At 65.4% G+C, this 13,927-nt stretch carries 9 protein-coding genes and 1 pseudogene; 4 read left to right on the top strand and 6 right to left on the bottom strand.

Going from position 1 to position 13,927, the window contains the following annotated elements:
- Positions 1–82 precede the first annotated feature (82 nt).
- Together BRAD3257_RS03570 and BRAD3257_RS03565 are read right to left on the bottom strand one after the other, a co-directional pair.
- Entirely contained in the window at positions 83–1,453 is a 1,371-nt protein-coding gene (locus BRAD3257_RS03570; protein ID WP_122400691.1) for a glutamate--cysteine ligase, read from the bottom strand.
- Between the two features lie 100 nt (positions 1,454–1,553).
- Complete coding sequence (locus tag BRAD3257_RS03565) at positions 1,554–2,048, bottom strand: MarR family winged helix-turn-helix transcriptional regulator (protein WP_122400690.1); 495 nt, start codon at positions 2,046–2,048, stop codon at positions 1,554–1,556.
- A 126-nt stretch (positions 2,049–2,174) separates the two neighbouring features.
- Between BRAD3257_RS03565 and BRAD3257_RS40695 the strand changes: the two are divergent.
- A pseudogene (locus tag BRAD3257_RS40695) lies at positions 2,175–2,405 on the top strand (glutathione S-transferase family protein); the annotation flags it as partial.
- 280 nt (positions 2,406–2,685) lie between these two features.
- Positions 2,686–2,994: a hypothetical protein gene (locus BRAD3257_RS03555; protein ID WP_129143443.1), complete on the top strand. Its 309-nt coding sequence runs from the start codon at positions 2,686–2,688 to the stop codon at positions 2,992–2,994.
- 379 nt (positions 2,995–3,373) lie between these two features.
- On the opposite strand, the gene BRAD3257_RS03550 is transcribed toward BRAD3257_RS03555, so the two are convergent.
- The 4 genes from BRAD3257_RS03550 to BRAD3257_RS03535 form a co-directional block, all read right to left on the bottom strand.
- Positions 3,374–5,587 (bottom strand): FAD-dependent oxidoreductase, encoded by a 2,214-nt coding sequence (locus BRAD3257_RS03550; protein ID WP_122400688.1) that lies wholly within the window; start codon positions 5,585–5,587, stop codon positions 3,374–3,376.
- 156 nt (positions 5,588–5,743) lie between these two features.
- Positions 5,744–6,952, bottom strand: coding sequence for an acetyl-CoA C-acetyltransferase (locus tag BRAD3257_RS03545; RefSeq protein WP_122400687.1), 1,209 nt, complete (start codon positions 6,950–6,952; stop codon positions 5,744–5,746).
- A 57-nt stretch (positions 6,953–7,009) separates the two neighbouring features.
- The gene (locus tag BRAD3257_RS03540) at positions 7,010–8,800 is read right to left on the bottom strand and encodes an acyl-CoA dehydrogenase C-terminal domain-containing protein (protein ID WP_122400686.1); all 1,791 of its coding nucleotides are present in this window, start codon (positions 8,798–8,800) and stop codon (positions 7,010–7,012) included.
- A gap of 41 nt (positions 8,801–8,841) precedes the next feature.
- Positions 8,842–9,228, bottom strand: a complete 387-nt coding sequence (locus tag BRAD3257_RS03535) for a nuclear transport factor 2 family protein (RefSeq protein ID WP_122400685.1) — start codon at positions 9,226–9,228, stop codon at positions 8,842–8,844.
- Between the two features lie 198 nt (positions 9,229–9,426).
- On the opposite strand from BRAD3257_RS03535, the gene BRAD3257_RS03530 reads away from it, so the two are divergent.
- Together BRAD3257_RS03530 and BRAD3257_RS03525 are read left to right on the top strand one after the other, a co-directional pair.
- Entirely contained in the window at positions 9,427–10,017 is a 591-nt protein-coding gene (locus BRAD3257_RS03530) for a PadR family transcriptional regulator (RefSeq protein ID WP_122400684.1), read from the top strand.
- 355 nt (positions 10,018–10,372) lie between these two features.
- A complete protein-coding gene (locus BRAD3257_RS03525) occupies positions 10,373–13,762 on the top strand; it encodes a tetratricopeptide repeat protein (protein ID WP_162500093.1) in 3,390 nt (1,129 codons plus the stop codon).
- Positions 13,763–13,927 lie beyond the last annotated feature (165 nt).

Genomic DNA, 13,927 nt, shown 5'->3' with positions numbered 1-13,927 from the left:
GTTGGCCTAACGCATGACCCCAACGGCCGTGTTAGCGCAAAGTGTGACGCGATTATCCGAGAAGATCATGCTCAAACAAGGTCTAGAACGCATACTCCGCGTAGGCTGGTTCCACCGAGCCTTTCCAAGGACCGTTGAACTTCTCCAGCATCTCCTCGGCCGGCGTCCGGCCGGAATCGATGATGCGATCGAGCGGCTCGAGGTGCCGGGTCTCATCGCGGCCAAGCTGGTCAATTCGGCCGCGGCGGCGCAGGCCGGCATGAGCCAGAACGAGGCACTCCTTGGCGATCTCGAACAGATAGCGATCCTTGATCCGCGCCTTGAAGCCGAAGCGCGGCACGTCATCGCGCAAGGCCTGACGCTCATGCGCACTCCAGTGCTTCACCATGTCCCAGGCGGCATCGAGCGAAGCCCCATCGTAGAGCAGCCCGACCCAGAATGCCGGCAGCGCCGGCAGACGGCCCCACGGTCCGCCGTCGGAGCCGCGCATCTCGAGATAACGCTTGAGCCGCACTTCCGGGAAGATCGTCGAGAGATGGTTGGCCCAGTCCGACAGCGTCGGACGCTCGCCGGGAAGATTGTTGTTGCGGCCATCGAAGAACGCGCGGAACGAGGAGCCCGACACGTCGATGTACTCCTCGCCGCGCTTGACGAAATACATGGGCACGTCGAGCGCGTAGTCGACATAGCGCTCGAATCCCATGCCGTCGTCGAACGCCCACGGCATCATGCCGGCGCGCGCGTTGTCGGTGTCGCGCCAGATCTCGGACCGGAAAGAGAGGAAGCCATTCGGCTTGCCCTCGGTGAACGGCGAATTGGCGAACAGCGCAGTCGCGACCGGCTGGAGCGCGAGCGAGACGCGCAGCTTCTTGACCATGTCGGCTTCGGAGGAGAAGTCGAGATTGGTCTGCACCGTGCAAGTCCGGTACATCATGTCGAGGCCGTACTGACCGACCTTCGGCATGTAATTGGTCATGATCTTGTAGCGGCCCTTGGGCATCACCGGGATATCGGCGCGCGACCAGGACGGCGTCATGCCGAGCCCGAGGAAGCCGATGCCGAGCGGCGCTGCGATCTCGCGCACCTGCGCAAGATGCGCCATCAACTCGCTCTGGGTCTGGTGCACGTTCTCGACCGGCGCGCCGGAGAGCTCGAACTGTCCGCCGGGCTCGAGCGAGATCGCACCGCCGCCCGTGACATCGTAGAGGCCGATGATGTTGCCCTGCTCCATGATCGGCTCCCAGCCGAGCAGGAGCTTCATGCCTTCGAGCAGCGCACCGATGCCGCGCGCCCCCCCGTAAGGCACCGGACGGTGGCCGTCGAGCGTGAACGGCGTCTTCTCGTGCTCGGTGCCCATGCGGAATTCGGACGGGTCCTTGCAGCCGGCCTCGAACCACGCGACGAGCTCGTCGCGTGATTGCAGCGGCGTCATATCGATCTGGTCTCGCGCCATATCAAACTCTATTCAAAAAGCGCTTCGACCGAACGCGCGCGGGTGACAGGGATGGCCCGCGAACCCACCGGTTGCGCGGATGAGCGGGTTTGCCGCGCAATCATCGCGACGGCATGCTTTCGTTGACGCCCGCGGGCGGCAGTTTCATCTCGCCGCACGAGCAGCCCAGGCGGTCGAGCAGACTGCTGAGCTTGACGGCATCGGCATCCGACAGTTTCGAACCGACATATTTCTCGATCGCAGCCGAATAGGCGCCCCACATCCGCTTCTGCAGCTCGCGGCCGGCTTCCGTGATCTCGACGAACTGGCCGCGCTTGTCGATCTTGCATTCGCGCCGCGAGGCAAGGCCCTCGTCGACCAGGCGGTCGATCAGCCGCGAGGTAGAATATTGCGGGATCAGCATCTGCCGCTCGAGTTCGACCGGCCGCAGCTCGCCCGAGGGGGCCCGCGACAATTCGAGCAGCGCGTCATACCAGGCCAGGGGTGGGAAGCCGGCCTTCTTCAAATCCTGCTCGACGCAGTCGAGCACGCGGCTCTGCACCCGCATCAGGCGGATCCAGGCGGCTGTTGCCTCGGTCGATGGTCTGCGTTTCATGGTCCCGCTCAAGCTCGTCGCCCGTCTCTTACTCCATTTGATGCACCTGCATCAATCTTGACTATTTCAAGCAGGTGCATGTAGTCGTCCTTTCGGCCGAACCAAGCTTCAGGCGGAGGAAATTCCGTGAAACCGTACGCTTCGCCCGGTGCCTGTCCACTGTCCCCGGATCGCGGTCCTGGAAGCCCGCCTGGCCGATGAGCTGGTCGAGGTCGAATCGGCGCCAAGAAGCTCGAAAATGGCGAGGATGACCTGAAGCTGAACCCCTTGGGGGCCAGGTCCCCTGCGCTGGGCCTCGACTGCGATGAGATCGTGACCGAAGGCCGTGTGATTGTCCAGATGACCGGCGATCCGGCTTGAGCCGAGGCGCTGGCGCCCGCCCGCGCCAGTTCCAAGAAGGTTGGTCCGCCTTTCACGGAGCGGGACGGGCGGGACGCCGAAGAGCCGGACCGACGATCCGGTCGCTCGCGGAATCCGAAATTTCGAGGCGCACTGACGTCAATTTTACGAGCATTGTCAGGGTTAACAATAACTCTGCGTTGTGCGCTCCGCGGTCGTCACCATCCTTGTGGGAGCAATCCACTTGGCTCAGCTTCAGCGCGGGACACGACGCAGACCGCTGGACCGGACAGCTATCGTGACGACCGTACTCCTCCTGCTGCTCGCGAGCGCAATCACTGGCTTGGCGACGGGGCTATTCTTCCGAGTCTGGGCTCTGTTGCTGGTCTCGCCGGTGACCGCGATCCTTGCCGCAACGGTGCTTCAGACCTCGGGCTTTGGCTTTTGGACGGGCGTTCCAATCGTCGTCGGCTGCCTGATTGCCGGCCAGGTCGCCTATCTGGCGGCGACCTTCTACGTGCACAGAGGGGAGCTTTCAGTGCAGGACGAGACCGACGGCGAACCAGGCAAGCACGGCCAGCGCCATGTCAAAGGCGAGGACGAGTAGGGCCAGGCCGACCCACGAAGGAATCTTTCTGCGCAGCCGGAGCAGCCTGCGGCGCGGCCACGGCCGAACCAGCAGCAATAGGGGAGCGCATCTCACCGCAACGCCGGCTGCGCTGCCTTGAGACACCGGGGGGATCATTGCGGGACACCTTCAATGCCAATGGGTCATCCGGTGGATGATCAGCAAGAGTGGTGCCGAGCGAGCGTGGCCGGAACGACGAAGGCGGCTGGAACGCCAGTCCCGCCGACGAGACGGTATCGGGCCGCGCATTCGCGCCGTTCTGAGATGGAAAATAAAAAATGCCGGATCAATGATCCGGCATTTTTGTCTCTGCGTAACCCGGATTTCGCTCACGCTCCATCAGGGCTACAGGCCTCTCTCAGGCCGCCGCCTTCTTGGGCGCGAAGCGTCCGTAGAACGTCTCGCCCTTCGCTGCCATCTCTTCCAGGAGTTTCGGCGGCGTGAAGCGCGAGCCGTATTTCGCCTCCAGCTTGTGGCAAAGTTCGACGAACTTCTTCGTGCCCATGAAGTCGATATAGGACAGCGTGCCACCGGTGAACGGCGCGAAGCCGAAGCCGAGGATCGAGCCGACATCCGCCTCGCGCGGATCGGTGATGACGTGATCCTCCACCGTGCGCGCGGCTTCCACGGCCTGTACGACCAGGAAGCGCTGCTTCAGCTCCTCGATATCGAGCGTATCGGGGTCGAGCTGCTTCGGCTGCAGCGCCGAGAGGCCAGGCCACAGGCTCTTCTGGCCCTTGCCCTTCTCAGGATAGTCGTAGAAGCCCTTGCTGTTCTTGCGGCCGAGCCGGCCCTGCTTCTCGACCATCTCCACCATCAGCTTCTTCTGATCGGGATTGATGGCGTTGGGGCCGAGATCGGCTTCGGTCGCCTTCATGATCTTGAGGCCGAGGTCGAGCGCGACTTCGTCCGACAGCGAGAGCGGGCCGACCGGCATGCCGGCCATCTTGGCGCAGTTCTCGATCATCGCCGGCGGCACGCCTTCGAGGAACATCTCGTTGCCTTCGGCGACATAGCGGCCGACGCAGCGATTGGCGAAGAAGCCGCGAGAGTCGTTCACCACGATCGGCGTCTTGCCGATCTGGCGGACATAGTCGAGCGCGGTCGCCAGCGCGACGTCGCCGGTGTTCTTGCCGAGGATGATCTCGACCAGCATCATCTTCTCGACCGGCGAGAAGAAGTGAATGCCGATGAACTTGCCCTGATCCCTGAAACTCTCGGCCAGCGAGGTGATCGGCAGCGTCGAGGTGTTGGACGCGAAGATCACATCCGGCTTGAGATATTGCTGCGCCTTGGCGAAGGTCTCCGCCTTGACCTTGCGATCCTCGAACACCGCCTCGATGACGAGATCGACATCCTCGAGCGAGGCGTAATCCGCCGTCGCCGTGATGCGCGCGAGCAGCGCTTCAGCGTCGGCCGGCTTGGCGCGGCCCTTCTTGATCTGGTCCTCGATCACCTTCTGCGCGTGCGCCTTGCCCTTGTCGGCGCTCTCCTGGTCGCGATCGATCAGGACGACGTCGAGGCCGGCACGGGCCGAGACATAGCCGACGCTGGCGCCCATGAAGCCGGCGCCGATCACGGCGATCTTCTTCGCCTTGGTCGGCGGCACGTCCTTCGGGCGGCGCGCGCCCTTGTTGAGCTCCTGCATCGACAGGAACAGGCTGCGGATCATCGCGGCCGCCTCCTTCGAGCGCAGCACCGAGGTGAAGTAGCGCGACTCCACGCGCAAAGCGGCGTCGATCGGCAGCTGCAGGCCCTCATAGACGCAGCTCATGATGGCGCGCGCGGCCGGATAATTGTCGTAGGTCTCGCGGCGATAGATCGCGTTGCCGGCGGGGAACATCATCATGCCGGCTTTGGAGAACACCGGACCTCCCGGCAGCTTGAAGCCCTTCTCGTCCCAGGGCGCGACCGCCTTGCCGCCGCCCTTGATCCAGTCCTTCGCGGCCTTGATGAGGTCGGCGGCAGGAACGATGGCGTGAATCAAATTCAGCGCCTTGGCCTTCTCGACCGTGACGGGGTCGCCCTTGAGCAGGATGGTCATCGCGTCCTGCGGCGGCACCAGGCGCGGCACGCGCTGCGTGCCGCCGGCGCCCGGAAACAGGCCGACCTTGACCTCGGGCAGGCCGAGGCGCGTCTTGGGATTCTCGGCCGCCACGCGGTAGTGGCAGCACAGCGTGATCTCGAAGCCGCCGCCGAGCGCGAGGCCGTTGATCGCGGCCGCCCACGGCTTGCCCGAGATCTCGATCGAGCGCAGCACCTGCGAGAAGCGCCGGCTCTGGTCGAACAGCATCTGGTTCGCGGCGGTTTCGCCCTGCTCCTTGAACACCTTGGCGTAGGCCTGGTTCATGCCCTCGAGCATGGACAAGTCGGCACCGGCGCAGAACGCTTCCTTGGCAGAGGTGATGACGATGCCCTTCACGGCCGCGTCAGCGGTGGTTGCCTTGACGATCGCATCGAGCTCATTGGTCGAGGTCTCGTCGAGCACGTTCATCGAACGGCCCGGGATGTCCCAGGTGACGAGCGCGATGCCGTCGGAATCGGTCTCAACCTTGAAGTTCTTGTAAGACATGGTGGCTGCTCCTCGGTGCCGCAGCCGATCTCAGGCGCGGCGGTTGACTTGAGATCTCGTCGGGTGGGCAAAGGCGCTCTTGCGCCGTGCCCACCCTCATTCGCGAAAGGCAGCAGTGGTGGGCACGCTTCGCTTTGCCCACCCTGCGGCAGCTCGTTACACGCGCTCGATGATGGTCGCGGTGCCCATGCCGCCACCGATGCACAGCGTCACAAGGGCGGTGGACTTGTTGGTGCGCTCGAGCTCGTCGAGCACGGTGCCGAGAATCATCGCACCGGTCGCCCCTAACGGATGGCCGAGCGCGATCGCGCCGCCGTTGACGTTGATCTTGGCGTTATCGATGTCGAAGGCCTGGATGTAGCGCAGCACGACGGAGGCGAAGGCCTCGTTGAGCTCGAACAGGTCGATGTCCGACTTCTTCATGCCGGAGCGCGCAAAGAGCTTTTCGGTGACGTCGACCGGACCCGTCAGCATCATCGCCGGCTCGGAGCCAATGTTGGCGAAGGCGCGGATCTTCGCACGTGGCTTCATGCCGTATTTCGCGCCTGCCTCTTTGCTGCCGAGCAGCACCGCGCCGGCGCCGTCGACGATACCCGACGAATTGCCGGCGTGGTGCACGTAGTTGACGCGCTCGATCTCGGGGTGCGACTGCACCGCGACGCCGTCGAAGCCGCCCATCTGCGCCATCATCGTGAACGAGGGCTGCAGCTGCGCCAGCGACTGCATCGTCGTGTTGGGGCGCATATGCTCGTCCTTGGCGAGAATGGTGAGGCCGTTGATGTCCTTCACCGGCACGACCGACTTGTCGAAGCGGCCCTCGTCCCAGGCCTTGCCGGCGCGTTGCTGGCTCTGCACGGCGTAGGCATCGACGTCGTCGCGGGAGAAGCCATACTTGGTGGCGATCAGATCGGCCGAGACGCCCTGCGGCATGAAATAAGCCGGCACTGCGATCGAGGGGTCCATCGGCCAGGCGCCGCCGGAGGCGCCGATGCCGACGCGGCTCATGGATTCGGCGCCGCCGCCGATCACCAGATCGTGTTGGCCGCTCATGATCTGCGCGGCGGCGAAGTTCACGGCATCGAGGCCGGAGGCGCAGAAGCGGCTGATCTGCACGCCCGGCACGGCTTCGCCGAGGCCCGCCTTCAGCGCGGCGAAGCGCGCGATGTCGGAGCCGGCTTCGCCGACCGGATCGACCACGCCGAGCACGACGTCGTCGACGGAGTCCTCGGGCAGGTTGTTGCGGTCCTTCAGTGCCTTCAGCGGCACCGTGGCGAGTGCGAGCGCCGTGACTTCGTGCAGCGCGCCATCCGGCTTGCCGCGGCCGCGCGGGGTGCGGACGTGATCGTAGATGAATGCCTCAGGCATGACGCCCTCCTGATGTGATGTTCGAAAGCTGTTGGGAAACGCCGGCGGAAGCAGGCTTCAGAACGCTTCCGCCGGCAATTCCATGATGGTGGCGCAGCCGGCCTGGATGCGCGCGAGATTGGCCGCGGTCTCCGGCAGCATCCGCTCCATGAAGAAGCGGCCGGTGACGAGCTTGGTCGAGAGATAGGGCGTGGCGCCCGACTCGGCAATCTTCGCCTGCGTCACCTTGGCCATCTTCGCCCACATGTAGCCGAGCGCGACGAAGCCGAAGAGGTGCAGGTAGTCGGTCGCGGCTGCTCCCGCATTGTCCGGCTTCGCCATCGCGTTTTGCATCAGCCAGGTGGTGGCTTGCTGGAGATGGCCGAGCGAAGTCGAGAGCGGGGTGATGAAAGGCTTCATCGCCTCGTCGCCGCCGTTCTCCTTGGCGAAAGCCATGACCTCGCCGAAGAACGCCATGATGGCACGGCCACCGTCGCGCGGCAGCTTGCGGCCGACCAGGTCGAGCGCCTGGATGCCGTTGGCGCCTTCATAGATCATCGCAATACGGGCATCGCGCACGAACTGCTCCATGCCCTGCTCGGCGATGTAACCGTGGCCGCCATACATCTGCTGCGCCTGCACCGCGTTGGCGAAGCCGTAATCGGTGAGGAAACCCTTCAGCACCGGCGTCATCAGGCCCATGTGGTCGTCGGCGGCCTGGCGATCCCTGGGGTCTTCGGAACGATGGGCGACGTCGCTCTTCAGTGCGGTCCAGATCACGAATGCGCGCGCGGCTTCGTTGAAGGCACGGATCGAGAGCAGCGTGCGGCGCACGTCGGGATGCACGATGATCGGATCGGCCGGCTTGTCAGGTGCCTTGGCACCGGTGAGGGAACGGCCTTGGATGCGCTCGCGGGCATAGGCGACCGCGTTCTGATAGGCGACCTCCGACTGTGCGAGGCCCTGCACGGCGACGCCGAGCCTGGCTTCGTTCATCATCACGAACATGCCTTGCATGCCCTTGTTCTCTTCGCCGATCAGCCAGCCGGTGGCGTTGTCGTAGTTCATCACACACGTCGAATTACCGTGGATGCCCATCTTGTGCTCGATCGAGCCGCAGACGACGCCGTTCCGTGCCCCGACCGAACCATCGGCATTCACGAGGAATTTCGGCACCACGAACAGCGACACGCCCTTGATGCCGGCGGGCGCGCCCTCGATGCGGGCGAGCACGAGATGGATGATGTTTTCGGCGAGATCGTGCTCGCCGGCCGAGATGAAGATCTTGGTGCCCGTGATCTTGAAGCTGCCGTCGGCCTGGCGCACGGCCTTGGTGCGGAGCATGCCGAGATCGGTGCCGCAATGCGGCTCAGTGAGGTTCATGGTGCCGGTCCATTGGCCCGCCACCATCTTCGGCACGTAAGTCTTCTTCTGCTCAGGGCTTCCATGGACGAGCAGCGCCGCGGTCGCGCCCATGGTGAGGCCGCCATACATCGAGAACGCCATGTTGGCGGAGATCTGGAATTCGTTGACGGCTTGCGAGAGCGTCACCGGCAGACCCTGGCCCCCGAACTCGGTCGGCGCCGACAGGCCGAGCCAGCCGCCTTCGGCCACTTGCTTGAAGGCGTCCTTGAACCCCTTCGGCGTGGTGACACTGCCGTCGTCGGCCCGCTTGCAGCCTTCGAGATCGCCCACGCGATTGAGCGGCTGCAGCACTTCTTCGGCGAGCTTGGCGGCTTCGCCCAGGATCGCCTCGCGCACGTCGCTCGACGCATCGGAGAAGCCCGGCAGATTGTCGTAGCGGTCGATCTGGAAGACGTCGTTGAGCAGGAAGTTCACGTCTTCGACAGGGGCTTTATAGATCGGCATGATGGTCTCCCGGCATGGGCCCTGAAGGGATGATGTTGGGCTTATGATTGGGCGGCGGCAAGCTGCTCCGCCATCAGGCGGTGCAGCATGTTGATGGCCTTGAGCGGCCGGACCATCACCTTGAAATGGGTGATGCGTCCCTCGGCATCGAAGCTGATGATGTCGACGCCGTTGATCTCGATGCCGTCGATCATGGTCTTGAATTCGAGCACGGCGCCGCGCTCGTTCGTCCACTCGCCGACATAGGTGAAGCCGGGGCCACCGAGCACCTTCTCGGCGCTGGAGAGGTATTTGAAGGTGATTTCGCGGCCGCGCTGCGGTGTGTGCACGACGGGGCTTTCGAACACAGCGTCGGGATGCAGGAGGTCCCAGAGCGCGGCGCGGTCATGAGACTTCATGTAGGCGTACCAGGAATCGAGGCCGGTCATTCTCAGGTGCCTCCCTAGGCCAAGGGCAAAAGTTACGAAAACAACCCCATGCACAGTAGCCAGAAGGTTGATTCCGCTGGATTTTTCAGCCGGGATTTTGGCCCGCCTGCACGCTGCCTCATATGCACATTGACGCATATGCGCCGATGCGCATAAAGTCAAGCATATTGGTCGGAGATCAAGAACAGGAGGCCGGTGATGGCGCTGGGCGACGCAATCCTCGCATGCCTGACGGAACGTCCGATGACGGGCTACGAGCTCGCCAAGACCTTCGATTCCTCGATCGGCTTCTTCTGGAAGGCCGACCACCAGCAAATCTACCGCGAGCTCTCCAAGCTGCGCGACCGCGGCTACATCCAGGGCCGCGAGGTCGTGCAGACAGGCAAGCCCAACAAACTGATCTATACGCTCACTCCCGAGGGCCGAACAGCGCTGCGGCACTGGGCCGCGCGGCCAAGCACGCCGCCTTCTATCAAGGACGACCTCCTGGTCCGGCTTCATGCGCTCGACAGCGTCGATATCGAACCGATGCGCACTGACCTGATGGCCCGCCTGGAGCACCATCGCGACCGCCATGCCAATTACGAGCGCATCCTGAAGAAGCGTTTTCCGGACGGCACGGCGGAAGGCCGGCTCGATCTCGGCAACCTGCTCCTGCTCCGCTTAGGGGCCCGTCACGAGCAGATGGTGGCGGATTTCTGCGAAGAGGCTCTGTCGGCGCTGTCGACGATGAGCGGCAAGGCCGCGGTGGTGCCGATCGAGGATGGCAAGCGCGAGGGGAAGGGCTGAGCCCGACGCGACAGGAGACTGTCACCACACCCACCGGTGTCATGCCCCGCGAAAGCGGGGCATCCCGTACTCCGGGGCGGCGCGGCTGGAATCGAGCCGCCGCGGCGTACTGGATCGCCCGCCTTCTGCGGCAGCAGGCCACCTGGATGCAGTGGCGCCGCTCGGGTGCCCGAGTTCCCCCCGCCCAACTTTAAGACAGCCGCGCCGCATTCCTTAACTCGTTATTTACCGTAACAGGAAAAAGTCGGTTTTCGAGGCAGACGACCCGCGCCAAATTCGATTGTCTTTGCAACCGGCACGCGTGGGGAAGCTGAAGGCGCCGGGTGGGGCGCCGGAGTCGGAACCGGACAGAGTCATGAATTCGCGCGTATCGTGGAGTGTTGACGGCATCGATCCCTCCGTCAGGGAGCGGGCCGAAGCTGCTGCGCGCAGAGCCGGCATGTCACTCAACGACTGGCTGAACTCCACGCTCGGCGAGACGACCCCGCCGAACTTTCGCGGACCCTACGACCAGCGTCCGCACCACATGCCGAGTCAGGAGAGCCGCGAAGTCGCCGACATCCACCAGCGGCTCGACGCGATCACCCAGCAGATCGAACGGATTTCAAAGCCCGCCCCGCGCCAAGACTCTTCTCGTGAACGAGACGTCTCGCGCGAGCAGGGCGTCGCGCGCCAGCTCAATGATGCGATCTCGCGGCTCGATGCGCGCCTGTCGCAAATCTCCCGTCCGCAGCGGCAGCCGCAGCAGGCGCCACGCCCCGCCCCGGCCGACACGCGCCAGCGCCAGGCCGATGCGGTCGAGCGCGCGGCCGCGCAGGTCTATCGCAGCTCACCACCCCTGAGCCCGGCGTCGTTCGACGTCGCGGTCGCCGAGATCACGGCGCGCCAGAGCGAGCTCGACGGCTTTACGCCCAGGCAGATGCCGCCGCGTGCCGCCCCGTCGCTTGCGCCTGCGGCTCCTTACGCGCCTCCGATGGCGCCGCCCGCACCTGCCTACGCGCCGCCGCCCCCGCAGCCGGGGCCGGATTTCTCCTCGCTCGAACGCCATCTGCTCAAGATCACCAGCCAGATCGAGTCGCTCCAGCGTCCCGACACTACCGAGCAGGCGATCGCCGCTTTCCGCAGCGAGCTTGCCGAAATCCGTGCCGCCATCACCGAGGCGATGCCGCGGCGCGCGATCGAATCGATCGAGAACGAGATCCGCTCGCTGCACCGTCGTATCGACGAGACCCGCTCCAACGGCACCGACGGCCAGATCCTCGCGGGCATCGAGCGCGCATTGTCCGACATCAAGCAGGTGCTGCGCACGCTGACCCCGGCCGAGCAGCTCACCGGCTACGACGAGGCGATCCGCAATCTCGGCGCCAAGCTCGACCTGATCCTGCGCGCCAATGACGACCCCTCGACCGTGCAGCAGCTCGAAGGCGCGATCTCCGCGCTGCGCGCCATCGTTTCCAACGTCGCGTCCAACGAGGCGCTCGCGCGTCTGTCCGAAGACGTGCAGCTGCTGTCGTCCAAGGTCGACCAGATCACCCGCGCGTCCGGCCACGGCGACAGCTTCGCGGTGCTGGAGCAGCGCATTGCGGCGCTCACCGCCGCGCTCGAAACCCGCGAGCGGCCCCAGCCATCCGAGAGCACCGAGCATCTCGAAGCCGCGATCCGCGCGCTGTCGGACCGTTTCGACCGCATGCAGGTCGGCAACGACTCGGCCTCGACCTTCGCCCATCTCGAACAGCGCGTCTCCTATCTGCTGGAGCGGATCGAAGCCGCCTCCGATCCGCGCAACAACAATTTGAGCCGCGTCGAGGACGGGCTGCACGACATCCTCAGGCACCTGGAGCGGCAGCAGGCGACCTATGCCGCGCTGGCCGAGAGTCGCAACTCCGCCCCGCCGCCCGATTCCGGCATGGTCGATCTCGTCAAGCGCGAGCTCTCCGACATCCGTTTCAGCCAGGCCGAGACCAACCGGCACACCCAGGACTCGCTCGAGGCCGTCCACAGTGCGCTCGGCCACATCGTCGATCGCCTCTCCATGATCGAAGGCGATCTGCGCGCGGTGCGCACCGCGCCGCCGGCCCCCGCCCCGCAGCCGATGCCGATGGCGGCACCGATCGAGCCGGCGCCGATGGCGCGCGAGCCGCGGCCGCAGCCGCAGCCGCCGAAATACGATCCGAAGCCTGAGCTGCCCAATCCCGCTGCCGCGCAGGCTGCACCGGCCGCCTTCGTCGCCGCGCCGCGCGAATTCCACGCTGCCAGTCCGGCCGCCCCACCGCCGGTGCCAGCGGCACCGCCCATTCCGCCGCGCGCGATCAGCGAAATCCTGGAGCCGCATACGGCGCCGGCGCGCGCTGCGATCGTGCCAGAACTGCCGCCGGATCATCCGCTCGAGCCGGGCACGCGGCCGGGCGGGCGCGTCGCCACGCCCTCGGAGCGCATCGCCGCCTCAGAGAGTGCGATCAGCGAAATTCCCGCGGCTCCGAAGGAGCCGGTGTCGTCGTCGAGCTTCATCGCAGCCGCACGCCGCGCCGCGCAAGCTGCCGCCGCGCAGCCACCCGAGAAAGCCGGCCGCGCCGCCAAGACGGCGGCGAGCCGCGGCAAGGACAAGGGCCAGGAAGGTGGCTCGACCATCACCTCGAAGATCCGCTCGCTGCTGGTCGGCGCGAGCGTGGTCGTGATCGTGCTCGGCACCTTCAAGATGGCGATGAACCTGCTCGATGGCGGCAGCGCACCGCCGGCGATGCAGAATATTCCGAACGAGCCGGCACCGCAGGCCGCGCCATCGCCGGTCGAGACCAAGCCGGCCGTGCCCGAGCAGGTCACGCCGTCGATGACCTCGCCGACGCCGATCGGACGGCAATCGCAGAACAATACTGCGCCGCCTCCCACGCCCAATTCCGGCAGCACCGCCTCGGTCGAAATCCCGCAGGCGCCCGCCGCGACCGTGCCGCCGCCTGCTTCCAGCAGCGACGTCACCGGCGCGCTGTCGGGCACCAGCCGCGCCAAGCTCGGCCTCGTCCAGGTGCCGCCGAGCGAGAAGCTCCCTGATGGCATCGGCGGTCCGGCCCTGCGCACCGCTGCGATGAAGGGCGATGCGACCGCGGCCTACGAGATCGGCGTGCGCTTTGCGGAAGGCAAGGGCATCGCCACGAATTATGACGAAGCGGCGAAGTGGTACGACCGCGCGGCGCAGGCCGGCGTCGTCCCTGCGACCTTCCGCCTCGGCACCCTGTACGAAAAGGGCCTAGGGGTGAAGAAGGACGCCGACATCGCGCGCCGCTATTACACTCAAGCCGCCGAGCGCGGCAACGCCAAGGCGATGCACAATCTCGCGGTGCTCGATGCCGATGGCGGCGGCCGCGGCGCCAACTACAAGAGCGCGGCGCAGTGGTTCCGAAAGGCTGCCGATCGCGGCGTCGCCGACAGCCAGTTCAACCTCGGCATCCTCTATGCCCGCGGCATCGGCGTCGAGCAGAACCTCGCCGAATCCTACAAATGGTTCAGCCTGGCCGCCGCGCAGGGCGATGCCGATGCGGCCAGCAAGCGCGACGATGTGGCGAAGCGCCTCGACCCGCAATCGCTCGCCGCTGCCAAGCTCGCGATCCAGACCTTCAGCGCCGAGCCGCAACCCGACGACGCCGTCAACGTTGCGACCCCGAACGGCGGCTGGGATAGCGCGCCGCAGGCAAGCGCAAAGCCAGCGCCGAAGCCGGTCGCCGCCAAGCGCTCGGCGTCAGCGGCGCATTAAAGCGCGATGGGATCAAGATGAATCACCATCGCGCTTCAGGTTATTGTTTGAGCATGATCGTTTCGGAAAACCGCTGCACACTTTTCCGGATCATGCTTTAGAACTTACTGCTCGTCGACGGTCTCGGTTCACCTCTCTCCGACGGGGAGAGGTGGACTGAGCGCC

Origin of the sequence: Bradyrhizobium vignae, assembly GCF_900324035.1 — a bacterium.
Lineage (GTDB): Bacteria > Pseudomonadota > Alphaproteobacteria > Rhizobiales > Xanthobacteraceae > Bradyrhizobium > Bradyrhizobium vignae.
Note: the sequence above shows the minus strand (reverse complement) of the source record. Positions and strands in the feature narration are given on the sequence as shown.